We start from the raw sequence: 22,019 nt of genomic DNA, 5'->3' as shown, positions 1-22,019 counted from the left end.
GGGACGCACCCGTCGGGCCGGCGCCGCGTCCCCGGGCTGCGGAGCGCGGCGGAACATGCGGAGCTGGGATGACCCGCCTAATGTGACGGCGTGAGCGAAGATCTTCCCGCCTGCCCGCAGTGCGGCAGCGAGTACACCTACGAGATGAACGCCCTCATGGTGTGCCCGGAGTGCGGCCATGAATGGGTGCCGGGGGCGGCCGCCGAGAGCGCGGCTTCCGAGGAGCGCGTGGTCCGCGACTCCGTAGGCAATGTCCTCCACGACGGCGACACGGTCACCGTCGTGAAGGCCCTCAAGGTCAAGGGCAGCCCGTCCGGCATCAAGGCGGGCACGAAGGTGCGCAACATCCGGCTGGTCGACGGCGTGGACGGCCACGACATCGACTGCCGGATCGACGGCTTCGGGTCCATGCAGCTGAAGTCCAGCGTGGTCAAGAAGGCCTGACGCCGGGCGGTAAGCCGGCGTGGGCGGCGATTGTGTCGGCTGTCTCCTGGACGGTACGTGCGTCGGTGTCGATGCGCAGATCGCCGATCCCGGCGGCTTCCAGGGCGGCTGCCGAGGACACCGCCTCGTCGGCGACGTGGCGCAGGTGCGCGACGGATTTCCCCCGTAGCGGATCACCAGGCTGAGCCCAACTGCCGCCTTCTCTACGGGACATGATGCGCTCGGTCAGGTGCTCCCGTTCGGCATGGAGCCGGTACAGCCGGAGGTCTGCCCCCGGCAGCGCGTCCGCGTACGCCTTGACTGCCGTCTCGTCCTCGACCGGGCCGGTCAGGATGAGGACCTGCGCCCCGGCGGCCCGGTAGGTGCGCCGGACGGCGGCCAGGTTACGGGCCTTGACCCGGTGATTGCCAGGATCGTCCTCCGGGACCGGATGGCAGAAGCCCAGCTGGTCGAGGTCGAGATACGCGGCGGCGACGCCGGCCCTCAGGACCCGCTGGTACACCGCGAAACCGACCGTCGACTTGCCGACACCGGTCGCGCCGCACAGCCACAGCACGGTGCCGTCGGCGGGAGGCGCCGGCTGGGGCTCAGGGGCGTCGGACGACCGGACCGGAGCGGTGGCGAGCCAGCCATCGGTGCGCTCCGTGACAAGGCGCACGACCTGCGCCACATCCATCCCGCTCGTGCCGACACACAGATCCGCGAAGTCGCTCGCATCGAGGGCGTCCGCCTCGCGCAGCACGTCGTCGACCAGGTCGGCAGGAGCGCCGCGGCCGAGGAACCGCTCCCGCAGCACATCCCGGTCGGCCCGCATCCGGCACACCGTCACCCCCGCACGCGGAATCCGGTCGGCCAGCACTCCACGGGCAGGGTCGACGACACCGGACACGATGAGCCCCTGAGCACCCGCCTCCCGGAAGCCCGCGACCACCGCGTGAAGGTTGCGGGCCTTCATGCGATGCCGCCCCGGATCCTCCGCAGGCTCGGGATAACACATGCCCAGCTGATCGATGTCGACAAAGCCGCAGTCGACCCCGGCCCGCGTGAGCTGGGAGTACATCTCCCACGCGACCGTGGTCTTCCCCACCCCCGGCGGCCCGCAGAGCCACAGCACGGGAAAGGCCGGCGTCATCGCGGTCACTCCTGTTCCGCAGCCGGTTCCGGTTCGGCGGCCGGTTGGGCGGCTTCGAGGCCGGCGCGGGCTCGTACCATGTCCGCCTTCGCGTGGATCAGGGACGCGACCGCCTTGATGATCGCGGCGGTGCTCAGGCCGATCGCGGTGCCCAGGGCGCCGATCGCGGTGATGACGTCCGGGGCGTCTCCGGGGCCCAGTTGGTCGGCACGGATCTCGGTGAGTACGGGGCGCGCGGCGAAGAAGGCGGCCACGTAGGCGAGGGCCGCCGCGGCGGCGAGCCAGGCGGCTCGGCGGCGCTCGGCGCGGGGAGACCGCGGGGTGCCACGCCGGCCTCGGATCGCCTGGATCTCGCCGTCGCGGACGCCGCCGCTCACCACCACGGCATCGCTCGGGGCGCTCGGGACCTGGCGGTCGTCGCCGGGCAGGCGGTCGAGGACGGCGAAGACCTTGTAGTGCGCGGAGCGGTGCAGCGGGACTTTGGGCAACTCGATGGCGCCGTCCCGTACGTTCAGCCCGAAGTCGAAGCCGGCGCCGAGTTCGAAGGGGACGCGTACGACGTCATCGCTGAACTCGGTCACCGCCACGTCGGCGATGCGGCGGCCGGGAAAGTGGATGCGGATGCCGGTCTGGTCCGCGGCGGAGGCGGTGTAGTCGCTGGTGTCGATGTGTCGCGCACCGTTGTTCTCGATCCGCAGGAGGACGAAGGACGGATCGTGCAGCAGGAGGTCACCGTACTCGTGCAGCCGGTCCAGCCTTCTCGCGTGCGGCAGGCCGATCATGCCGGCGACGGCGGTGTCCATCTGCACCTGATAGCCAAGCCGCTTGCGGCGCGCGCCCCATGAAACGCCCATGCCCCGTGCCACTCCCCATCCGCCAAGAGGTGTTGCGTACGGGGTCATTCTCTATCCGGAGATCGCGGCGCACCCGCACATCCCGCCCGTCCACCATGCGATCCGGCTACCGCCCCGCGGAGTCCCGCTGCTCGGACGCCGTTTGACCTGCCGGTGTGCCGCCGCGACGATCACCGGATGCCGCAGACCCGTGCAGCGCGCCTCGCGCTCACCCAGCGCCGTCACGTTGACTTCGGTCGCGTGGCGAGCGCCTGCTGTCGCCGCGGCTGACCTCACGCCGGGTGAGCATCCGGCCGCTTGACGGCGGCCGTGGAAGCCCCGGCTCCCGACTGCTTACGGCACCAGGCCACAGCCCGCAGCCGGAGTGTCCCCCGCCGACCTGCCACGCACCCTCCTCCCCCGACCACGGACCGGAGCTCCGCCATGCCCTCCTCTCCCCTGTCCCGGCGCGCCTTCACGGCCGCATCGGCCGCCTCGGCCGCCGCCGGCGCCCTCGCCGCACCCACGACCGCGGCCGCCGCCACCCGGCAGGCCCAACCCCACCCACCGGAGCGGGATTTCCGCGCCGACACAAAGGCCAGCTCCCGCCGCCCCAACATCCTCTTCATCCTCGGCGACGACCTCGGCTGGGCCGACCTGTCCTCCTACGGCTCCACCCACATCCGCACCCCGCACCTGGACCGCCTCGCCCGCCAGGGCGTCCGCTTCACCCACGCCTACTCCGGCTCCGCGACCTGCTCCCCCACCCGCTTCAGCCTCTACACCGGCCGCTACCCGGGCCGTACGAAGGGCGGCTTGGCGGAGCCGATAGCGGACAAGTCCGTGGGCCTGGAGCCGGGCGACCCCACCCTGGCCTCGCTGCTGCGCGGGGTCGGCTACGACACGGCGCTGATCGGCAAGTGGCACTGCGGCTTCCTCCCGGACTACTCCCCCACCAAGTCCGGCTGGCAGACCTTCTTCGGCAACTTCGGCGGCGCGCTGGAGTACTACTCCAAGCTGAGCGGGAACGGCGAGTACGACCTCTACGAGGGCGACGCGCAGCACAAGGACCTGCGCTACTACACCCGCATCCTTACGGAGCGCGCCGCCGACTTCGTCTCCGAGCGCCGCGAGCAGAGCCGGCCCTGGCTGCTGAACCTCAACTTCACCACCCCGCACTGGCCGTGGATCGCGGACGGCGACGAGCAGACGTCGGCCGAGATCACCGCCCGGATCAAGGCGGGCGACCAGCGGGCGCTGTGGCACGACGACGGCGGCTCACTGGAGATCTACCGAACCATGGTCGAGGACCTGGACCGCTCCATCGGCACCGTCCTCGACGCCCTGGACCGCTCCGGGCAGGCCGAGGACACCCTGGTCATCTTCGCCAGCGACAACGGCGGCGAGCGCTGGTCGTACAACTGGCCGCTGTCCGGCAATAAATCGTCGCTCCAGGAGGGCGGCATCCGCGTGCCGACCATCGCCCGCTGGCCGACCCGGCTGCGCGGCGGCCAGGTCAGCCATGTCCCGGTGTTCAGCCCTGACTGGACGGCGACGCTGCTCAAGCTCGGCGGCGCCCGCCCGGCCTCCACCCATCCCCTGGACGGGGCCAGCCTGGCCGGCTACCTGCTGCGCGGCGAGGACGCACCCGACCGTGACCTCTTCTGGCGGGTACGCGGGGAGCGGGCGCTGCGCCGCGGTGACTGGAAGTACTACCGCGGCAAGTCGGGCGCCGACCAGCTCTTCCACCTCACCGCCGACCCGCGCGAACTCGCCGACCAGGCCCGCTCCGAGCCGGAGCTCCTCGACCGCCTGCGCACGGCATGGGAGCAGACCGACGCCGGCCTGCTGCCATACGCTTCCTAGTCCCGCCCGAGCACCGAGGCGATGCGCTCTCCGAACGGACGGTGCGCCAGGGCCTCGGCGGCCTCGGTGAGCAGGGTGCCCAGCGGCATGGACAGCTCCCCGTCCAACTCCGCCAGCGCCGCCACCGTCGCAGTCCACTCGGCGTCGACCTGCGGCAAGAGCCGGCGGGCCTGCGGGGTGAGGCTGACCAGGCGGCGGCGGGCGTCGGCGGGGTCGGGCGCCTGGGCCGCCAGACCGGCGCGGACCATCTGCGCCACGGTCTGGCTGGCGGCGGAGTGGGTGACGCCGACCGCCTCGGCCAGCGCGCGGATGGGCAGGGGGCCGTCGGCGACCAGCGCGCGGACCACCGGCGAGAACCGGGGGCGGTACTCCGGCAAGCCCTGGTCCACGTAGACCTTGGCCACGCCGTCGTCGAGGAGTTCGAGCACGTGGCGTAGCAGGGTGCCCAAGGCGGCCTGGTCGGGGTGGTTCTTCATCCTGCTAATCTAACAGCGCTGTTAGATATCCGGGGCGAGACGTGGAGGTCGGGGCCAATGGCTGAGCTGTACCCGCCGATTGAGCCGTACGAGCACGGCATGCTCGATGTCGGCGACGGCCATCGCGTCTACTGGGAGACCTGCGGAAATCCAAAGGGCAAGCCGGCGCTCGTGCTGCACGGCGGGCCCGGCAGCGGGGCGACCCCGTTCTGGCGGCGGCTGTTCGACCCGGCGGCGTACCGGGTGGTGCTCTTCGATCAGCGCGGCTGCGGACGCAGCACCCCCGACGCCGCCGACTTCGCCACCTCGCTGGAGGCCAACACGACCTGGCATCTGATCGCGGACATCGAGCAGTTGCGCCGCCATCTGGGCATCGGGCAATGGCTCGTGGTCGGCGGCTCGTGGGGCGCCACCCTCGGATTCGCGTACGCCGAGGAGCATCCGCGGAGCGTCAGCGAGCTGGTGCTGTTCAGCGTCACCAACAGCCGGCACCGCGAGGTCGAGTGGCTCACCCGCGACATGGGCCGGATCTTCCCCGAGGAGTGGGCGCGCTTCCGCGATACCGTCCCGCCGGCCGAACGCGACGGCAACCTGGCGGCCGCGTATGCCCGGATGCTCGCCGATCTGGACCCGCAGGTGCGCGAGAAGGCAGCGCTGGAGTGGTGTCGCTGGGAGGACACCCACGTCGCGACCGACCCGGGCCACGAGCCCGACCCCCGCTACGCGGACCCGGTGTGCCGGATGCGCATCGCCCGCCTGGTCACCCACTACTGGGCGAACGCGGCGTTCCTCGAGGACGACGCCCTGCTGCGCGACGCCGCCAAGCTGGCGGGCATCCCGGGCGCACTGATCCACGGCCGCATCGACATCAGCAGCCCGCTGGACACCGCGTGGCGGATGGCGCAGGCCTGGCCGGACGCGGAGCTGACCGTCATCGAGCGCGAGGGCCACGGTGCGGGCGGCGGCGAGACCGCGTCGGCCGTCGTCGCAGCCATCGACCGCTTCGCGACGCGATCGGCACCACCCGGCCGTATCTGAGCGGTTGACCCTTGTCAGGCCCGCGGGTCCGCCGCTGCCTCGATGTGGTCGGCTACGGCGACCAGCAGCACCCGCGTGCCCGGCGCGGTCGCCCGCCAGCGATGGCGGACGCCACCGGTGAGGTAGAGGGTGTCGCCGCGGGCGAGGCGGTAGCTGCGGCCTTCCGCCTCGACCTCCGCGGCGCCGTCGGCCACGTACATGAGCTCGTCGTTACGGTGCCGGAACTCCCGCGCCCCGTCGTGGTCGCCGGTGAACTCCAGCGCGTGCAGCTGGTGATGGCCCCGCACCAGCGGGCGGACCCGGGCGTCGTCCGCCGCGTCCAGCGCCGACGCCTCGGCGGACCGTACGACGTCGACCTCGCGGGCGGGCTCGGCCGCGGCGAGCAGCTGTACGGCCGTGGTGCCGAGGGCGTCCGCGACCAGCTGTAGCGAGCGCATGCTCGGGCGCGCCCGGTCGTTCTCGATCTGGCTGAGGAACGGGGCCGACAGGCCCGAGCGGGCGGCCACTTCCGCCAGCGTCAGGTCCAGCGACCTGCGCCGCCGGCGGATGCCCGCGCCCACGCGCGGCCCGCCGCTCTCCTCGTCCGCCATCCCCGAACTCCCCTCCGCTGCCAGCAGCCTACGCACCCGCAGAACAGGGCTTCGTACGGCTGCAACGCCGCTGTCACAAACGCCCCCTAAGTTCTAACCCAATTGCTCGTATCAAAGAAACTTTGACAGCACCGGCACACCTTGGGGGCCTGCACTCGCCATGCCACGTATCGACCAGAACTCCCGCCGCCGTCGCGGCACCGGACTCATCGCCCTGGACGACTCCGCCGCCTTCCCCGGCCACACCCTCTACGCCCCGCTCACCGGCACCGGCGAGGTCTACCTCGTCGACCTGCACGGTCGGGCCGTGCACGAGTGGCGGTTGCCGTACCGTCCGGGCCGGCACGCCCGCATCCTCCCCGGCGGGAATCTCGCCTACAACGGCGTGCTGCCCGGCGAGTCCGCGCACTTCCCGATGTGGCACAAGTACCGCGGCGGCGTCATGCTGCAGGCCGCCCCGGACGGCACCGTGCTGCGCGAGCACCGCGACCCGCTGCAGCACCACGACGCCAACCACCTCGACGACGGCCGCATCCTCTACACCGCCCTGGAGCCGCTCACCGGCGCGGCCGCGGCCGCGGTGCGCGGCGGGGTGCCGGGCACGGAGGCCGGGGGCGGCACCGTATGGGCCGACACCATCAAGGAACTCGACGCCGACGGCACCGTGCGGTGGGAGTGGCGCGCCGCCGAGCACCTCGACCGGAACGACTTCCCGCTGCACCCGCATTACGCCCGCGAGCACTGGCCGCTCATCAACTCCGTGGCGGAACTCGCCGACGGCGACATCGTCGCCTCGCTGCGCAGCACCTCCGCCGTGATCGTGATCAGCCGCGCCACGGGCGAGGTGGTGTGGCGTACGGACCCGGGCGCCGTCTCCCAGCAGCACCATCCCACCGAGCTGCCGAACGGCAATCTCCTTGTCTTCGACAACGGCGTCTTCCGGCGCGGCTCCGACGTCCCGTACTCGCGCGTGATCGAGATCGAGCGGGCGAGCGGCAAGGTCGTGTGGGAGTACCACGATCCGGCGAGGGAGTCCTTCTTCGCGCCGTTCATGGGCTCCGCCCAGCGGCTGCCGAACGGCAACACCCTCGTCACCGACTCCCCCGCCGGGCGCCTCTTCGAGGTGACCGCGGACGGCTATCTGTGCTGGGAGTACGTGGTGCCGCAGTTCGCGCCGTACGAGGAGAGCGAGGTCCGCTCGCTCTTCCCGTCCGCGCCCAACGCGGTCTTCCGCTCCTACCGTTACGCGGCCGAGGAGCTGCCGTGGCTGTGACCCCGCCCGCAAGCTCCAAGCCCGCCGACGCCATCGACCCCGTCGACGAGCGCGTGCCGCTGCACCGCCTCGCGCCGCTCGCCGTCCAGCACGTGCTGGCAATGGTCGCGGCGCCCATCTCCACGGTCTTCCTCACCGCCACCGCCCTGCACCTCTCCCCCGCCCGCACCGCCTCGCTGCTCAGCGCCGTGCTGGTGCTGTGCGGGCTCGGGGCGCTGCTGCAGTCCCTCGGGCGGTACGGGGTCGGCGCGCGGCTGCCGTTCGTGATGCTGCCGGGCGGGGCCGCGGCGGCGCTGTTCCTGCAGATCGCGCAGGATCACGGGCCCGCGGTGGCGAGCGGCTCGGTGCTGCTGGCGGCGTTGCTGCTGCTTGCCGTGACGCCGCTCTACGCCCGTATCGTGCGGCTCTTCCCGCCGCTGGTGATGGGCGTGACGGTGCTGCTCATCGGCATCGCGATGGTGCGGGTGGCGGCGCAGTTGGTCACCGGCCCCGAGGGGCATCCGGGGCGCGCCGCCGTCGCCCTCGCGGGCATCACCATCGGCGCCACCTTCGCCGCGTACGTGCTGCTGCGCGGGGTGTGGCGGCAGACGGCGGTGTTGATCGGCATGGTGGTCGGGACGCTCGTCGCGGTGGTGACCGGGCTCGGGGACTTCGCTCCGGCGGAGGGGTCGGGGATGGCGCTGCCGGACCCGTTCCCGTACGGCGCCCCGCAGTTCGACCTGCTTGCCGCGCTGCCGCTGCTGATCTTCAGCCTCACCACGCTCGCGGAGATCACCGGCCAGACGGTGCTCAACAGCGAGACCGTCGGCCGGGACCCGCACCCGGAGCGCGACGTGCCGCGGGTCGCGCGGGCGGACGCGGCCGTATCCCTGCTAGGCGGCGTCTTCGGCGGCTCGCTGATGGTCACCAGCTCCGAGAACGTCGGCATCACCAAGCTCACCGGCGTACGCAGCCGCTACGTCACCGCGGCGGCGGGCGCGCTGCTGCTCGCGGCCGGCCTGCTCGCGCCACTGTCCCGGCTGCTCGCGGGCATCCCGGCGCCGGTGGTCGGCGGCTCGGGGCTCGTCGTGTACGCGATGATCGCCGTGATGGGCGCGGACATGCTGCACCGCGGGGACCTCGCCGACCGCGGCCAGTCGATGGTGGCGGCGCTCGCCCTCGCCGTCGGGCTGGCGCCGGTGGTCGCGCCCGGGCTCTACGACGCGTTCCCGGGGTGGGTGCGGACGGTGCTCGGCAGCGGCGTGGTGGCGGGGACGCTGACCGCCGTGGCGCTGCACGCGGTGCAGCGCGGTGCCGTCAGCGCAGCTCGCGGTCGACGGCGGAGCGGAGCAGCTCGCGGGCGCGCTCGAGCGTGAGCGTGCGGCTCAGCCACTGCTGGCTGAGGCCTTCGACCAGAGCGACGAGGCGTTCGGCGGCGGCCTGCGGGTCCGTGTCCTGGGCGGCCTCGGACTGGCGGATCAGGTCCGCCACATCCGTGACCCAGGCCGTGGTGGCGGCGGCCAGTTCCTCGTGGAGACCGGAGTCGAAGACAGCCGTGGCCCGCAACTCGCCCCAGGCCGCGCTGTTCTCCCGTACGGACGGGTCGTCCTGCAGCTCCATCAGGAGCATATCGGTCAGCTGGGCGCGGGGATCGGGGGCACGGACGTCGGGCTCGGTGTAGCGGATGGCGCGCCGGTTGATGAAGTCCAGGGTGTGCCGGAGTAGGCCCGCGCGGTTCTTGAAGTGGTAATAGATCAGCGCGGTCGACACGCCCGCCTCGGCCGCGACCTCCTCCACGCGCAGCCCGCGCACGCCGCGGTGGGCGATGAGGCGGGCCGTGGCTTGAAGGATCTGGGTGGGCCTGTCCGGCATCAGCGCTCCCGGGGCGATCACAGCGGGCTGGAGATCTCATGATGCCGTATTCTGGGCCTGACTAAATTTTCAGTCAGGGAGTAGATCATGGTTCTTCACCGCCGCAAGATGCTGCAGACCGGCGCCCTCGCGGCCCTCGGCGGGCTGCTGAGCGCCTGCGGCCGGAAAGAGCCGGACCAGGCGCGGGACGAGGCGGAGCGGGCGGCGCCCGCGGCTGCCACTGCCGCTGCCGGAATGCGCATGCCCGAGGAGCGGGAGCCGCACGAGCGCACCTTCATGGCCTGGCCCACCCGGGGCATCTGGGGCCCGGATGTCGACGGCGTACGCGACGACATCGCCGGCATCGCGCGGGCGATCGCGGAGTTCGAGCCGGTGACACTCCTGGCCAATCAGGCGGACGCGAAGGCCGCCCGGAAGGCGTGCGGCAGCGGCGTCGAGGTGCTGCCCGCCGCGGTGGACGATCTGTGGATGCGCGACACCGGCCCGTCCTTCGTACGCGGGCCGGAAGGCGGCATGGCCGGAGTCGATCTGAACTTCAACGGCTGGGGCAACAAGCAGCCCCACCGCCACGACGCCACCGTCGCCCGCGCCGTCCTCGACCACGCGGACATCAGGCGGATCAAGGCCCCGATCACGGGCGAGGGCGGCGCGCTCGAGGTCGACGGCGCGGGCACCCTGCTCGCGACCGAGAGCTCCTGGGTCAACCGCAACCGCAATCCCGGCAAGTCCCGGGACGACATCGAGAAGGCGCTCCAGAACCTCTTCGGCGTCACCGAGGTAATCTGGGTGAAGGGCGTCAAGGGCAAGGACATCACGGACTACCACATCGACGCGCTGGCGCGCTTCTCCGAGCCCGGCGTCGTCGTCATGAGCAAGCCCGCCGACGGCGCCCCCAAGGACGTGTGGCGGCGCGCGTACGACCAGGCCCGCGCGGTGCTGAGCGACGCCGTCGACGCCGACGGCAAGCGGCTCGAGATCGTGGACCTGCCCGAGCCCGGCCACCTGACCGGGCACAGCGAGGAGTTCCTCGCCAGTTACGTCAACTACTACGTCGTCAACGACGGCGTCATCCTGCCCCGCTTCGGCGACCGCCGCGCCGACCGCGACGCCGCCGCCATCCTGCGCGACCTCTACCCGGGCCGCGAGGTCGTCCAGCTCCCGGTCGACACGCTCGGCGAGGGCGGCGGCGGCATCCACTGCGCGACCCAGCAGCAGCCGAAGTAGCGGCCGCACGAAGGATCCGCGTCAGGGGGTGCGGCCTGCCCCGGAGGGGCGGTCGAGGAGCAGATCGGCGGCCCGGGCGAGGACTTGGGCGCGGGTGCGGCCTTCGTGGTCGGCGGCGAGGAACTGCTCACCGATCGCCACGCAGAAGGCGAGCAGGCTGCGCGCCTCGACCTCGTCGGGGTCGGAGCAGAAGGTGCCGATCATCTCGCGCAGCAGATTCATGCGTACGTTGTCGACGCGCCGCAGCCGCTCGGCGACCGCTTCGTCGCGCCGGGCCCAGTCCCGGACGGCGAGGTCGATGGGGCGCAGGCGGTCGTCGGAGAAGGTCAGCCGGCCCGCCCGGTGGATCTTGGTCTTCGGGTCGCCGCCCTCCAGCTCGACGCGCTCGATGACCTCGTCGGTACTCTCCCGCTCCCACGTGTCGAGCATCGCGTCGAGGAGCGCGCCGCGGTCGGCGAAGAACCCGTAGAAGCCGCCCTTGGTGACACCGAGCCGCTTGGCCAGCGCCTCGATGCGGACGGCGTCGGGGCCGCCGTCGGCCAGCGCGCGCAGCCCCTCCTCGATCCACCGCTCACGGGGCGTGCGTGCCGTGGCCACGATGTGCTCCACCTCACCTTTCGTCGAATATACGCCTGCGTATAAATGGGCTAGCCTGCCATTTATACGCTACCGTACAGATGGACGGAGTGAGTGAGATGACCGTCGGCATGAGGCTTCCGAGAACTGCGCACACCGACCGCCCGTGGCGGATCCACGAGATCGCCGACGACTTCACGGTCGAGGACGTGTGGGCGCTGCCCACCCCCGGCGGCCCCGACGACCTGCCGCTGCTGGTGCACCAGATCGCCGACGGAATCCGCGGCGGAGTGAACGGCGAAGACCTGGTCTCCCGCGTGCTCTTCGCCGTCCGCTGGAAGCTCGGCGCGCTGCTCGGCTGGGACTCCTCCGGTACGGGCGTCGGCGCCCGGGTGGCGTCCCTGCGCGACCGGTTGCCGGCAGACCTTCGCGAGGGGCCGGGAGGTCCCGGCCTCGGCGAGTCCCCGTTCACCTCCCTCTATCAGCGGGACGACGAGTGGGCCGCCGAGATGGGCAACAAGACGGTGCACGCGGTGATGCACATCGGCTGGGTCCCGGACGAATCCGGCGGCTACCGCGGTCAGATGGCCGTCCTGGTGAAGCCGAACGGGTTCCTCGGCGCGCTCTACATGGCGGCGATCAAGCCCTTCCGGTACGTCGGCGTGTACCCGGCGCTGATGCGCTCCATCGGCCGCGAGTGGCTGGCAGCACGTGGAAAGGCGGACGCATGATCCGCACATTGGTCCCCGGATTGCTCACCCTCATCCTCGTGGTGATCGGCATCTTCCACTTCATCTGGGCTGCCACGCCCTGGCCGTGGCGCGACAAGGTGACCTTCACCAAGACGATCGCCGGCATCGACACCGGCGAGATGCCGCCCCCGCTGGTGACCGTGCTCATCGGGGCCGCGCTGGTCGGGGGCGGGGTGCTCACCCTCATGGTCAACGGCACCCTCCCGAAGATCGGCCCGGACTGGCTCCAGCTCACCGGCATGGCCGTCCTCGCCGCGGTCATGCTCGTCCGCGGCATCGGCGGCTACTTCATGAATGCCGGTGCCGCCGCCGAGTTCCGGCACTGGAACTCGGTGCTCTACTCGCCGCTGTGCCTGGTGCTGTGCCTGCTGTCGACGACGGTCGCGGTGGCGGCGATCCGGCGTTGACGGCTCGGGCCGGCTCGCTACCCGTCCTGCTCATCGCCGCTCGCCGGTCGGCCGCCGAACCAGAATCCGCCCACGACGAGCACCGCCGCCACGGCGATCCCGGTCGCCCACCAGAACAGGGTCGAGATCGTGTCGGCGGGCTCGCCGCTACCCGACGTGAACGGGATGAGCAGGACCGCGAGCCCGATGGTGCCGCCGACCGTGAGCGCGGCCTGCAGGATGCCCGCCGTGATGCCGGTGTCCTCGGGCCGGGAGGTGGCGAGGATGGTCATGTTCACCGGGACGATCGCCAGGCCGACGCCGATGCCGAGGACGACGATGGGCGGCAGGACATCGGCCGCGTAGCCGCTGGCGCCGTCCAGCCGGGTCAGCCACAGCACGGCGGCGGCGACCACGGCGAGACCGAGCACGCCGCGGGCCTTGGCGCCGATCCCGGCCAGGTACTTGGTGAGCAGCTGGGTGGTGGCGAGCATGCCGAGGCCGAACGGCAGGATGGCCAGGCCGCGTTCGAGGGACCCGAAGCCGAGGACGGCGTCCAGGTACTGGACCACGTAGAACAGGAACGCGGTCAGCACGGCGGCCAGCAGGATCAGGCCGAGGAAGCCGCCCGCGCGCTCGCGGTGCGCGAAGATCCGTAGCGGGAGCAGGGGGTCGGCCGCGCGCGCGTCGACCGCGAGCAGGGCGGCGGCCAGGACGACGGCGGCGCCGAGTGCGAGCAGCGTGCCGGTGTCGCTCCAGCCGGCCTCGGCGGCGCGGACCAGACCGTAGACGAGGGCGGTCAGGGCTCCGGTCACCAGGACGGCTGCGGCGAGGCCGAGGGGGCGGCGCGCGGTCGGGGCGGCGGTGCGGGTGAGCACCTTGGCGGCGGTCAGGACGATGGCCAGGGCGATGGGCACGTTCACCAACAGGGTCCAGCGCCAGTCGCCGGCCCAGGTCAGCACCCCGCCGAGGATCATGCCGGCGGCGGCGCCGAGGCCGGTGACGGTGGAGTACAGGCCGAAGGCCCGCTGCCGCCGCTCCCCCTCGAACTCGGCGGTGAGCAGCGCCAGTCCGGCCGGCCCCGCCATCGCGGCCCCGGCACCCTGCAGCACGCGGCCGGTCAGTAGGACCGGGAAGTTCGGGGCCAGACCGGCGAGCAGCGAGGCGGAGCCGACCAGGGCGACGCCGGCGAGGAAGACCCGGCGGTGACCGAGCACGTCGCCGACCCTCCCGGCGAGCAGCAGCAGGCCGCCGAAGGCGAGGAAGAAGCCGTTGAGCACCCAGGAGGCGCCGGTGACGCTCAGGCCGAGGTCGGCTTGGACGCCGGGCAGCGCAACGTTCACGATGGTGCCGTCGAGCTGGAGCATGAACTCCGCGCCGACGAGTGCGAGCAGCACAAGACCCCAGGCGGCAGGCGGGGCTTGGGCGGTCGGCCCGGAGGGCGGGCTGGTTTCGGTGGACATACGGGTGCCTCCTCGACGGTCAATCGACGGATGACCCCCATCACCTAACGTGAGGCCACCTCAGGTTAACGGCGTCAGTTAAGCTGAGGCAGCCTCATGTAGTCAACAGCGGGAGGAACGGCCATGGCGGCGACGACGCCCTACATCGCCCAGCGCCCCAAGCGGGCGGACGGCCGGCGCAACTACGACACGATCCTCGCCGCGGCCCGCAAGGCCTTCGCGGCCACCGGCTCCGACGCCTCCCTCGAGGACATCGCGAGCCAGGCGGGCGTCGCCATCGGCACCCTCTACCGGCACTTCCCCACCCGGGCCGCCCTCGTGGAGGCCGCCACCCGCGACGGCCTGGACACGCTCGTCGCCGAGGCCGGCGCGTACGCGGCCACCGACCCGCTTGACGCGCTCACCCACTGGATGGAGCAGGCCGTCGCGCACATCAGCACCTTCCGCGGCCTGGTCGGCATCCTCACCGAGGCGATGTACGACGAGGGCACGCCCTCCCACGTGGCGTGCGCGGCGATGCACCGCTGCGGCGCCGACCTGCTGCGCGCCGCACAGGACGCGGGCCGGGTCCGGGCCGACCTCACCCCCGACGAGCTCTTCGACCTCCTGACCGCCGCGGGCTGGGTACGCGAGAACTCGGCACCGGGCCGCGACGCCGGCACCCGGGTGCTGCAGCTGATGCTGGAGGGTGTGGTCCTGCGCTGATCCCTACGGAGTGGCGGTCGCGGTCGTGATGACCTCGTCCAGGACCTCGCGCGAGCGGAGCAGTTCGGTGATCGTACGGTCGATGCGGGCGCGTTCCGCGGTGAGTTCGCGGACCAGCCGGGGCGTGGCGGCCTCGCTCGGCGCGCCGTCGCCGTCCTTCAGGCACGGCAGCAGCAGGGCGATTTTCTTGCTGTTCAGGCCCGCGGCGTAGAGGGTCTGGATGCGGATGACCCGGTCGACGGCCCAGTCGCCGTACTCGCGGTGGCCGCCCGGGGTGCGTTCGGCCGTGAGCAGGCCCTGCTTCTCGTAATAGCGCAGCGAGCGCTCACTCACGCCGCTGCGCCGTGCCAGTTCGCCGATCCGCACATCCCACCCCTGCGCTCTGCCCGAGGACTTGAATCTGACACCGGTGTCAACTTTTAGCGTAGCGGCATGAGCGAACTGACAGGCAAGGTGGCGCTGGTGACCGGCGGCAGTCGCGGCATCGGCGCGGCGATCGCACGGCGGCTGGCCGGTGACGGCGCGGCGGTGGCGCTTACCTACGTACAGGCGGCCGACGAAGCACGCGAGGTCGCCAAGGAGATCGAGGCCGGGGGCGGCCGGGCCCTCATCATTGAGGCCGACCTGGCCCGGCCGGAGGCGGCCGCGGAGGCGGTGGAGCGGACGGTGCGGGAGCTGGGCGGCATCGACATTCTGGTCAGCAATGGGGGCTATCTCGCCTACGGTTCGCTGGCGCAGGTGTCGGCGGCGGAGCTGGACCGGGTGCTCGCCGTGGACGTGAAATCGGTGGTCCTGGCCGCCCAGGCTGCCGCCCCGCATCTTGGCGACGGCGGGCGGATCATCACCATCGGTTCGTGCTTCAACGGGCGCGTGCCCGGCGCGAACTTCGTCCTGCAGGCGACGGCGAAGTCCGCGCTGCTCGGGCTGACCAAGGGCCTCGCCCGCGAGCTGGGCCCGCGCGGCATTACCGCCACCCTCGTGGACCCGGGTCCGATCGACACGGACATGAACCCCGCGGACGGAGAGACGGCCCACTTCCAGCGCGCCCTCACCGCCTTGGGCCGTTACGGCGAGCCGGCCGACATCGCCGCCGCGGTGGCCTATCTCGCGGGCCCCGGCGGCCGCTACGTCACCGGCACCACCCTCGCCGTGGACGGCGGCTACACGACCTGACGCCCGGGCCCGCCATCTCCGCTTTACTGCGTACAACCCGGCGCATCCTTCGGCAGTCACACGGGGTACACATCCGCGTCACCTGCCGAACCGGTTGGAGCCACCCGTGTCGTACACCCTCCGCCTCCGGACCGCCATCGCCGTCGCCGCCGCGGCGGCCACCGCGGGGATCGTGCTGCTGCCCGGCAGCACGTCGGCCGCGCCGCCGCCCGAGACCAGTGACTTCAACGGTGACGGCTACGCGGACCTCGCCGTCGGCGTCCCGGACGGAACCGTCGGCGGCGCGGCGAAGGCCGGATATGTGAACGTCGTCTTCGGCGGCCCGAAGGGCGTGGGCAAGCACGGCAGCATCCGGATCAGCCAGGCCACCGCCGAGGTGCCCGGGACCCCGGAGGCGGGCGATCGCTTCGGCGCCTCCGTGACCCTCGCCGACACCAGCGGCGACGGCATCGCGGAGCTGCTGGCCGGCGTACCCGGGGAGGACGTCACCGACCGCGGTACGGATGCCGGGCTGGTCACCGTCGTGACCGGCGCGCCCGGCGGCCCGGGGCCGGGGGCCAACGTCCTCAGCGGCCCGGCGGCGTCGGCGGCGTACGGGAAGTCCGTCGCCGCGGCCGAAATGACCGGCGACGACAACCTGGAGATCCTGATCGGCGGCACCGACAAGGTCGTCGCCCGCGTCATCTTGGGTGAGGACAGCGTGGTCAGCACCGTCGTCGCCGCCCCCATGGGCGGCCGCGCCCCGATCCTCACCACCGGCGACTTCGACAACGACGGCAGGGCCGAGCTGGCGGTCGGGTACTGGACCGCGGGCGACCCCTTCACCCAGTCCCACGTACGCGTGTGGAGCTGGGACGCGGGCGCGTCGCAGCTGGCCAACGTCTGGAACACCGACAACGCGGGCGTCACAGCGCTCGCCGCCGGCGACTTCAACGGTGACGGCAACGACGACCTGGCGCTCGGCGAGTGCCGCGAGATCGCCGACGAGAACATCGACGATCCCTGCGGCCCCGAGGCGGTCGCCAAGGGCGGCGGCATCCACCTCCATTACGGAGATGCCGCCGCGGGCAACTGGTTCGGCACCGGTACGGAGACCCTCTACCAGGACACCGCCGGGGTGCCGGGCGTGGCCGAGGCCGGCGACCGCTTCGGCGCCGCCCTGGGCGTCGCGGACGTCAACCGCGACGGCCGCGACGACCTGCTCGCCGGCGCTCCCGGCGAGGCCATCGGCGACCGGGCGGGGGCCGGTGCCGTGACCCGGCTCAGCGGCAGCGCGCAGGGCCTGCTCGACTCCGCCGGCGCGGCCAAGGCCGTTGCCTGGAACCAGGATTCGGCCAACGTACCGGGAGTCGCCGAGGCGGGCGACGCCTTCGGCGCCGCGGCCGCCACGGCGGACTACGACCGCAACGGCGTCCCGGACGTCACGGTCGGCTCGCCCGGCGAGAACGCCTCGGCGGGCGCGGTGTGGCTCTTCCCCGCCGCATCGGCCAACGGCTCAACGGCGTTCCACCCCACCTCCCTCGGCCTCCCGTCCCCGGCCTCCGCGCTCAAGTACGGCAAGCCGCTGAGCAGTCACTGAGCCGCTGACCTCAGCGCACCGACAGCCGCATCAGCTTCGCGCCGCTGTCGGGCGTGCCGTCCACCCGCAGGGCGACGTAGCGCGCCGAACCCGTGGCGTCGAGCGTCCGCGTGCGTCCGCGCCCCGAAAGGCGTCCCGCGTCGCGGTAGTCGATGCCGTCCTTACTGAATTCAACCGTTGCGGCCGGGGCGCCCGCCGTGGTCCATTCCCCTTCCACGGTGCGGATCTGCCGCTCGGCGCCCAGGTCCACGACCAGGCGGCCGTCCCTGCCGGGGCGCCACGCCGTCGCCGGGTCGCCGTCGACCGCCGCGGCCGGGTCCGACATGCCGTCCGGCAGTGGGCTGGTGGGGAAGACATTGCGGCCCAGGGCCAAGTCGTCGTGGGGGTACGCCACGGCGCCAGGCACGGTGACCGTGGTCTCCCGGCCGGCCCGTACCGACGCGACCGTGCTGTGTCCCTGCCCCTCGACGCGCACCCGGCAACTGGCCCCGGACAGGCGCAGCCGCGCGCCGTCCTCCACCCGCACCCGCAGCCCGGCCGGCAGCGCCGCGCCCGACGGCGAGGAGAGCTTAAAGCGGGGCGGGAGCAGCACCGCGGCGCCGGCCTCCAGTCGGGCCTCGTAGGTCGTGCCCTCGCCGCTGACGGTCTGCTCGCCCTCGAAGACCAGCAGCTCACGGCCGGGTTGGGGCACCTCGATACGGGTGGCGGCCTGGTCTCCGGAAAGGTTGAAGAGACTCAGATGGTCATCGGTGAGCGCCGCCCGCACCTCCGCCTGCTCGGCCACCGGCGCCGCCTTGCGCGCGGCGGCACGCAGCGCCGTAGCGGAAGCGTCCGCGAATCCCTCGATCACGACGGGCTCCGCCGCGCCGTCCGCCAGGACGATCGTGTCGCCGTACACGGCCAGTGGTTGCTCCGTGCCGCGTACGACGACACCCGCCCGGCCGTCGATGTCCAGCCAGCCGCCGCGGCTGCGGGCGGACGGGGTCGGCCCGGTCACCAGGTCGGTCCAGTCCTTGCCGTCGGCGGAGCCCTGGATGCGATAGCCACGCCCCGCGGCGGCCTCCCAGCGCAGGGTGACCTCCGCGATGTCCTGGGCGTCGCCGAGGTCGACGGCCAGCCAGCTGTCAGCGCGCGGGCGTTCGGCCTTCGCCACCGCCCAGCGGGTCGCGGCGTCGCCGTCGACCGCGAGCTCCGCACCCCTGCCGCTTTCGGCGGAGGACGCGGTGGCGGCCTTGCCACGGGCCAGGTCCGTACCGTCGGCATCGGCGCGCGCCTCGAAGGCGTAAAGCGAGTAGCCGTAGGTGGGGTCGGGGCGGACGCCGAGCATGCGCAGGTGCCGCACCGAGGTGCGGTCGAAGGTCAGCCGGTCGACGCGTCCGGTGGCCTTGGCCTCGGCGGAGGCGTCCTGCGCGCGGACCGTCGCCTCGCCCTCCTCGAACCGGTAGGTGCGGGAGCCGTCGAGGCCCGCCACCCCCGGCATGGTGAGGTTGTGCACCTCAAGGCGCCCCTCCCCCGCGCCCGTTCCGCTGCTCGCGTAGACGACGGCACCCGTCGGCAGGGTCGTGAATCCCGCGTAGCCGCTGTCGAGGCGCAGCATCGTGGCGGAGCCGTCGAAGCCGTCGCGCACCTTCCCGTACGCCCTGACCGCCCGCCGCTCGACCTTGGCGCCCGTGTCCGGCAGGAACATCGGCGTGCCGCCGCTGAGCCTGAACAGCCAGTCGTCATGGGCGGGCTGCCAGGCGAACTTCACAAACCCGGCCTTCGATACGGCCCCGGCCCACGCCGCCGGCGACTGGTGCGACACCAGCCCGGGCCCGGTGCCGAAGTCCGTCACCCCGGACGCCTGCGCGAACAACTCGGCCCGCGACAGCGGCTGCACCTGCCGTCCTTCGGCCGCCGCCCAGACGTGCAGCAGATAGCTGATCGCGACCTCGGCCCGGGCCTCCGGCTCGTACTTGGGCTCGCCGGAGAACTTCGCGAGCCGGTACTCGGGCGGGTACTTCTGGTACGCCTCCAGCCGCTCGGCCAGCTCCTGCTCCGCCCGCGCGGCGGCGCGATCGCCCGCCACCTGCGCCAGGAAGGCCAGCGGGATCACGTCCCGGCCGTAGAGGTGCTCGCGGTCGTTGACCATCGGCATCAGCGGCTCGCCGGCGTCGCTCATGACGCCGAGCAGGGTGCGCCAGAGCGGGTCCGCGTTGGGCTGGCGGGTGAGGACCTCGGGCAGCGGCTGCTGTGCCGTCAGGAAGTGGATCGAGTTACGGGCGGAGGTGCGCCACAGCTCTTCCTGGTAGTGCGGGCCGAAGGACTCGTGGTTCTCCACGATGAAGGTGTCGTAGAGATTGTGGGCGGTGTTCTCCGAGACGGCGACGCCGTCCACCCGGGCCGGGTTGGCGAGGTCGGCGGGCGGCAGTCCGGCCTCGTTACGGGACCAGGTGCCGTAGCCGTCCGACCAGGCGGCGGCGCGCGGGTCGTCGGGCGCCCAGGCGAGGGCGGGCGCGAGGGTCTGCGCGTAGAGCCCCATCTCCTCCAGCGCGGTGTCGCCTATGTAGCGGCCCTTCAGCCCGTTCGGCGTCCAGTCGCCGGAGTCCGGGTCGTCGCCGGTGCCCAGCGAGGTGGTGTAGGCGGCCTGTTCGCGGGTGATGGTGTCGATGTTCTTACGGGTGGTGCCGTCCAGGTCGTCCCAGAGCAGGCGGGCGGCGAGGATGAAGTACGACTGGAAGGTCGTGTCGAAGAACAGCTTGCGGCCCCATTCCGTGCCGCCGGTGAGCCGGTTCGACGCGGCGAAGTGGCGGATGGAGGCGAGGGTGCGCTTCTTGAGGGTCTCGCGGTCGATCCCGGCGACGTCCGCGTCGTAGCTGCCGTGCGTGAGCAGCACCGCATTGCCGAGCACGACGGCGAAGCCGAAGTCCTTGTTGGTGTAGTGCCCCTTGGTCGCGTCCCACTGCGTCTCGGACCACTTGGTGTGGTGCAGCAGGACGCGGTGGTACGTGGCGGCGATCTCGTCGGGCGGCGTGTCGGCGCCCCCGGCGGCCCGCGCCGCCGCGCCGCCCAGCGCGGCGGGTAGCGCGGTGACGGCGCCCGCAAGGCCGATGAGCTGCAGGAACCGTCGGCGATCGACCGGGGGAGGGTGGTGCGGCACGGAGGGTCCTCTCGGGCTGGACAACGTTGTCAGAAAGGTGTCGCACATTCTTCAACGTTGTACGGGCGACCGTCAACGGTCGTGCTTTGACGTACCTCTGAACGATCGTGTTCATCAGTGACGGGTTGTCTTACAGTCGGCCCGACCGCCGTGTCCCGGCCTCCGGAGCTTCGTTGGTCGGTGCATGGATGCAATCGAGACCCCGTCCCCCACCCCGGAGATCCTGGGCCTGCTCAGCGTCATGACATGGCTCAACGCGCCTCGGCATGAGCCCGGTGCCTGCGTGTGGTGCGACGAGTTACGACTGGTGGACGGGCATGGCGGCGGCACGCATGCGCGTAGCAGAAACGATTCCTCGGGTTCCCGGCGATGGTGAGGGCGAAGGGCTCTGCGACGGGGGACCTTCGGCCGGTCGCCGCCGGCGGTGGCGGCACGTAGCGTGAAAGTGCGAGGGGAAATCGCCGCACAGGTTGCGGTAGATCCCGCCGTACGATCACCCTGTGTGATCGGCAAGGGATAGTTGTACCAGCGCGAGGCGGCCGGCCCAGCCGCCTGAGTTTTCCGCGCGCGGGCCGATCCAGTCGAAGCATCCTGGATTCCCGGTACTTCTCTCTTGCCTTATCCAAGGCTCCGTTCTCCCGGGAATCCTCCCGAGCAGAATCGGAGCATTTTTCATGTCTGACATCGAGCGCAACAAGCAGATCGTCGTCGACTACTACCGCACCGCCTTCGCCGGCGACCCGGAGCGGGCGATCGCCGACCACTTCGGCCCGGTCTACGTCCAGCACAACCCCGACGCGGCCGACGGTCCTGAGGCCTTCATCGGCTTCGTGCGGTGGCTGCGCGGCGCGTACCCGGAGCTGAGGCTCGACATCAAGCGCGTCATCGCCGAGGGCGACATGGTGGTCACCCACTCCCACCTGGACCTGGAGCCGGGCAACCCGGACAACCCCGGCCAGGCGCTGGCGGATTACTTCCGGCTGGAGGACGGGAAGGTCGTCGAGCACTGGGACGTCATTCAGGCGGTGCCGGCCAAGTCGGCGAACGCCAATGGCATGTTCTGACGGACCGGACCGGACCGGCGGGTCGGGTCAGCGGCGGGTGCTTGTGCGCGGCCCGCCGTACTCGGCGTCGGTGACGTGGTCGAGCCAGGCGACCTCGTCGGTCTCCCACAGGGCGATGTGGGTCATGAAGTGGTCCGGGGCGGCGCCGTGCCAGTGCTCCTCGCCCGGCGGGGTCCAGATCACGTCGCCCGGGTGGGCCTCGAGGATCTCGCCGGCGCGGGACTGGATCAGGGCGATGCCCTCGACGATGTAGAGGGTCTGGCCCAGGCCGTGGCTGTGCCAGGCGGTGCGGGCGCCGGGGGCGAAACGCACCGCGTTGGCGCGGGCCCGGGAGGGCTCCTCGCCGCGGTGGATCACGTCGGCCCAGGCGTCGCCGGTGAACCATTCGGCGGGCAGCTTCATCGTCGGCTGCTTGGTCAGCAATTCCATGGTGGTGCTCCTTGGTACGGGCGGGC

The 22,019-nt window shown here is 72.1% G+C and carries 22 protein-coding genes; 12 read left to right on the top strand and 10 right to left on the bottom strand.

The genetic code is table 11. The annotated features are described in order from the left end of the window. Positions 1 to 90: 90 nt before the first annotated feature. Positions 91 to 444 (top strand): zinc ribbon domain-containing protein YjdM, encoded by a 354-nt coding sequence (locus G5C51_RS17130; protein ID WP_165238202.1) that lies wholly within the window; start codon positions 91 to 93, stop codon positions 442 to 444. On the opposite strand, the gene G5C51_RS17125 is transcribed toward G5C51_RS17130, so the two are convergent. Together G5C51_RS17125 and G5C51_RS17120 are read right to left on the bottom strand one after the other, a co-directional pair. Continuing rightward, entirely contained in the window at positions 431 to 1,576 is a 1,146-nt protein-coding gene (locus tag G5C51_RS17125; RefSeq protein ID WP_165238200.1) for an AAA family ATPase, read from the bottom strand. The genes G5C51_RS17130 and G5C51_RS17125 overlap by 14 nt on opposite strands. A 5-nt stretch (positions 1,577 to 1,581) precedes the next feature. Next, complete coding sequence (locus G5C51_RS17120; RefSeq protein WP_165238198.1) at positions 1,582 to 2,430, bottom strand: phosphate-binding protein; 849 nt, start codon at positions 2,428 to 2,430, stop codon at positions 1,582 to 1,584. Between the two features lie 423 nt (positions 2,431 to 2,853). Here G5C51_RS17120 and G5C51_RS17115 point away from each other — a divergent pair, with 423 nt between their 5' ends. Next, positions 2,854 to 4,275 carry a sulfatase family protein gene (locus tag G5C51_RS17115; RefSeq protein WP_165238196.1) on the top strand — a complete coding sequence of 474 codons (1,422 nt, stop codon included), beginning with the start codon at positions 2,854 to 2,856 and terminating at the stop codon, positions 4,273 to 4,275. Here the strand turns inward: G5C51_RS17115 and G5C51_RS17110 are convergent. After that, a complete protein-coding gene (locus G5C51_RS17110) occupies positions 4,272 to 4,751 on the bottom strand; it encodes a MarR family winged helix-turn-helix transcriptional regulator (protein ID WP_165238194.1) in 480 nt (159 codons plus the stop codon). The genes G5C51_RS17115 and G5C51_RS17110 overlap by 4 nt on opposite strands. A 57-nt stretch (positions 4,752 to 4,808) precedes the next feature. Here G5C51_RS17110 and pip point away from each other — a divergent pair, with 57 nt between their 5' ends. Then, positions 4,809 to 5,789: a prolyl aminopeptidase gene (gene pip, locus G5C51_RS17105; RefSeq protein ID WP_206313961.1), complete on the top strand. Its 981-nt coding sequence runs from the start codon at positions 4,809 to 4,811 to the stop codon at positions 5,787 to 5,789. Between the two features lie 14 nt (positions 5,790 to 5,803). Here pip and G5C51_RS17100 read toward each other — a convergent pair whose 3' ends face one another. Next, on the bottom strand, positions 5,804 to 6,379 hold the full coding sequence (locus G5C51_RS17100) for a helix-turn-helix domain-containing protein (RefSeq protein WP_165238192.1): 576 nt from the start codon (positions 6,377 to 6,379) through the stop codon (positions 5,804 to 5,806). A 160-nt stretch (positions 6,380 to 6,539) separates the two neighbouring features. Here G5C51_RS17100 and G5C51_RS17095 point away from each other — a divergent pair, with 160 nt between their 5' ends. Together G5C51_RS17095 and G5C51_RS17090 are read left to right on the top strand one after the other, a co-directional pair. After that, positions 6,540 to 7,652 (top strand): aryl-sulfate sulfotransferase, encoded by a 1,113-nt coding sequence (locus tag G5C51_RS17095; protein ID WP_165238190.1) that lies wholly within the window; start codon positions 6,540 to 6,542, stop codon positions 7,650 to 7,652. Then, complete coding sequence (locus G5C51_RS17090; RefSeq protein ID WP_338118183.1) at positions 7,643 to 9,007, top strand: uracil-xanthine permease family protein; 1,365 nt, start codon at positions 7,643 to 7,645, stop codon at positions 9,005 to 9,007. Before G5C51_RS17095 ends, G5C51_RS17090 begins: the two co-directional genes overlap by 10 nt. Here the strand turns inward: G5C51_RS17090 and G5C51_RS17085 are convergent. Further along, the gene (locus tag G5C51_RS17085; protein ID WP_165238188.1) at positions 8,949 to 9,503 is read right to left on the bottom strand and encodes a TetR/AcrR family transcriptional regulator; all 555 of its coding nucleotides are present in this window, start codon (positions 9,501 to 9,503) and stop codon (positions 8,949 to 8,951) included. The two genes, G5C51_RS17090 and G5C51_RS17085, sit on opposite strands and share 59 nt — an antisense overlap. Positions 9,504 to 9,590: 87 nt before the next feature. Here G5C51_RS17085 and G5C51_RS17080 point away from each other — a divergent pair, with 87 nt between their 5' ends. Continuing rightward, a complete protein-coding gene (locus tag G5C51_RS17080; protein ID WP_165238186.1) occupies positions 9,591 to 10,727 on the top strand; it encodes an agmatine deiminase family protein in 1,137 nt (378 codons plus the stop codon). Between the two features lie 21 nt (positions 10,728 to 10,748). On the opposite strand, the gene G5C51_RS17075 is transcribed toward G5C51_RS17080, so the two are convergent. Beyond that, on the bottom strand, positions 10,749 to 11,324 hold the full coding sequence (locus tag G5C51_RS17075) for a TetR/AcrR family transcriptional regulator (RefSeq protein ID WP_338118182.1): 576 nt from the start codon (positions 11,322 to 11,324) through the stop codon (positions 10,749 to 10,751). Between the two features lie 110 nt (positions 11,325 to 11,434). On the opposite strand from G5C51_RS17075, the gene G5C51_RS17070 reads away from it, so the two are divergent. Then, the gene (locus G5C51_RS17070) at positions 11,435 to 12,034 is read left to right on the top strand and encodes a DUF2867 domain-containing protein (protein ID WP_165238182.1); all 600 of its coding nucleotides are present in this window, start codon (positions 11,435 to 11,437) and stop codon (positions 12,032 to 12,034) included. Then, the gene (locus G5C51_RS17065; RefSeq protein WP_165238180.1) at positions 12,031 to 12,462 is read left to right on the top strand and encodes a DUF3995 domain-containing protein; all 432 of its coding nucleotides are present in this window, start codon (positions 12,031 to 12,033) and stop codon (positions 12,460 to 12,462) included. The genes G5C51_RS17070 and G5C51_RS17065 overlap by 4 nt, the downstream gene beginning before the upstream one ends. Before the next feature lie 17 nt (positions 12,463 to 12,479). On the opposite strand, the gene G5C51_RS17060 is transcribed toward G5C51_RS17065, so the two are convergent. Beyond that, positions 12,480 to 13,904, bottom strand: coding sequence for an MFS transporter (locus G5C51_RS17060; RefSeq protein ID WP_165238178.1), 1,425 nt, complete (start codon positions 13,902 to 13,904; stop codon positions 12,480 to 12,482). A 123-nt stretch (positions 13,905 to 14,027) separates the two neighbouring features. Here G5C51_RS17060 and G5C51_RS17055 point away from each other — a divergent pair, with 123 nt between their 5' ends. Continuing rightward, positions 14,028 to 14,609 (top strand): TetR/AcrR family transcriptional regulator, encoded by a 582-nt coding sequence (locus G5C51_RS17055; protein ID WP_165238176.1) that lies wholly within the window; start codon positions 14,028 to 14,030, stop codon positions 14,607 to 14,609. A gap of 3 nt (positions 14,610 to 14,612) precedes the next feature. Here G5C51_RS17055 and G5C51_RS17050 read toward each other — a convergent pair whose 3' ends face one another. Then, positions 14,613 to 14,975: a MerR family transcriptional regulator gene (locus G5C51_RS17050; protein ID WP_165238174.1), complete on the bottom strand. Its 363-nt coding sequence runs from the start codon at positions 14,973 to 14,975 to the stop codon at positions 14,613 to 14,615. Positions 14,976 to 15,041: 66 nt separating this feature from the next. Here G5C51_RS17050 and G5C51_RS17045 point away from each other — a divergent pair, with 66 nt between their 5' ends. Further along, entirely contained in the window at positions 15,042 to 15,782 is a 741-nt protein-coding gene (locus G5C51_RS17045) for an SDR family NAD(P)-dependent oxidoreductase (protein WP_165238172.1), read from the top strand. A gap of 106 nt (positions 15,783 to 15,888) precedes the next feature. Then, the gene (locus G5C51_RS17040) at positions 15,889 to 17,361 is read left to right on the top strand and encodes a VCBS repeat-containing protein (protein ID WP_338118181.1); all 1,473 of its coding nucleotides are present in this window, start codon (positions 15,889 to 15,891) and stop codon (positions 17,359 to 17,361) included. 10 nt (positions 17,362 to 17,371) lie between these two features. Here G5C51_RS17040 and G5C51_RS17035 read toward each other — a convergent pair whose 3' ends face one another. Continuing rightward, positions 17,372 to 20,548 carry a discoidin domain-containing protein gene (locus G5C51_RS17035; RefSeq protein WP_165238171.1) on the bottom strand — a complete coding sequence of 1,059 codons (3,177 nt, stop codon included), beginning with the start codon at positions 20,546 to 20,548 and terminating at the stop codon, positions 17,372 to 17,374. Between the two features lie 626 nt (positions 20,549 to 21,174). Here G5C51_RS17035 and G5C51_RS17030 point away from each other — a divergent pair. Further along, positions 21,175 to 21,564, top strand: a complete 390-nt coding sequence (locus tag G5C51_RS17030) for a nuclear transport factor 2 family protein (protein WP_165238170.1) — start codon at positions 21,175 to 21,177, stop codon at positions 21,562 to 21,564. Positions 21,565 to 21,591: 27 nt separating this feature from the next. Here the strand turns inward: G5C51_RS17030 and G5C51_RS17025 are convergent, their stop codons facing one another. Beyond that, entirely contained in the window at positions 21,592 to 21,993 is a 402-nt protein-coding gene (locus G5C51_RS17025; protein WP_165238169.1) for a (R)-mandelonitrile lyase, read from the bottom strand. Between the last annotated feature and the right edge of the window lie 26 nt (positions 21,994 to 22,019).

Origin of the sequence: Streptomyces coryli (assembly GCF_011044975.1) — a bacterium.
Taxonomy (GTDB): domain Bacteria; phylum Actinomycetota; class Actinomycetes; order Streptomycetales; family Streptomycetaceae; genus Streptomyces; species Streptomyces coryli.
The sequence above is the reverse complement of the archived record's forward strand: the minus strand, read 5'-3'. Positions and strand labels throughout refer to the sequence as shown.

Bases quoted from the DNA above. Each gene is read 5' to 3' on its own strand.
- G5C51_RS17125 (WP_165238200.1), bottom strand. From the start codon at position 1,576: ATGACGCCGGCCTTTCCCGTGCTGTGGCTCTGCGGGCCGCCGGGGGTG.
- G5C51_RS17120 (WP_165238198.1), bottom strand. From the start codon at position 2,430: ATGGGCGTTTCATGGGGCGCGCGCCGCAAGCGGCTTGGCTATCAGGTG.
- G5C51_RS17115 (WP_165238196.1), top strand. From the start codon at position 2,854: ATGCCCTCCTCTCCCCTGTCCCGGCGCGCCTTCACGGCCGCATCGGCC.
- G5C51_RS17110 (WP_165238194.1), bottom strand. From the start codon at position 4,751: ATGAAGAACCACCCCGACCAGGCCGCCTTGGGCACCCTGCTACGCCAC.
- pip (WP_206313961.1), top strand. From the start codon at position 4,809: ATGGCTGAGCTGTACCCGCCGATTGAGCCGTACGAGCACGGCATGCTC.
- G5C51_RS17100 (WP_165238192.1), bottom strand. From the start codon at position 6,379: ATGGCGGACGAGGAGAGCGGCGGGCCGCGCGTGGGCGCGGGCATCCGC.
- G5C51_RS17095 (WP_165238190.1), top strand. From the start codon at position 6,540: ATGCCACGTATCGACCAGAACTCCCGCCGCCGTCGCGGCACCGGACTC.
- G5C51_RS17085 (WP_165238188.1), bottom strand. From the start codon at position 9,503: ATGCCGGACAGGCCCACCCAGATCCTTCAAGCCACGGCCCGCCTCATC.
- G5C51_RS17080 (WP_165238186.1), top strand. From the start codon at position 9,591: ATGGTTCTTCACCGCCGCAAGATGCTGCAGACCGGCGCCCTCGCGGCC.
- G5C51_RS17070 (WP_165238182.1), top strand. From the start codon at position 11,435: ATGAGGCTTCCGAGAACTGCGCACACCGACCGCCCGTGGCGGATCCAC.
- G5C51_RS17065 (WP_165238180.1), top strand. From the start codon at position 12,031: ATGATCCGCACATTGGTCCCCGGATTGCTCACCCTCATCCTCGTGGTG.
- G5C51_RS17060 (WP_165238178.1), bottom strand. From the start codon at position 13,904: ATGTCCACCGAAACCAGCCCGCCCTCCGGGCCGACCGCCCAAGCCCCG.
- G5C51_RS17055 (WP_165238176.1), top strand. From the start codon at position 14,028: ATGGCGGCGACGACGCCCTACATCGCCCAGCGCCCCAAGCGGGCGGAC.
- G5C51_RS17045 (WP_165238172.1), top strand. From the start codon at position 15,042: ATGAGCGAACTGACAGGCAAGGTGGCGCTGGTGACCGGCGGCAGTCGC.
- G5C51_RS17035 (WP_165238171.1), bottom strand. From the start codon at position 20,548: ATGTGCGACACCTTTCTGACAACGTTGTCCAGCCCGAGAGGACCCTCC.
- G5C51_RS17030 (WP_165238170.1), top strand. From the start codon at position 21,175: ATGTCTGACATCGAGCGCAACAAGCAGATCGTCGTCGACTACTACCGC.
- G5C51_RS17025 (WP_165238169.1), bottom strand. From the start codon at position 21,993: ATGGAATTGCTGACCAAGCAGCCGACGATGAAGCTGCCCGCCGAATGG.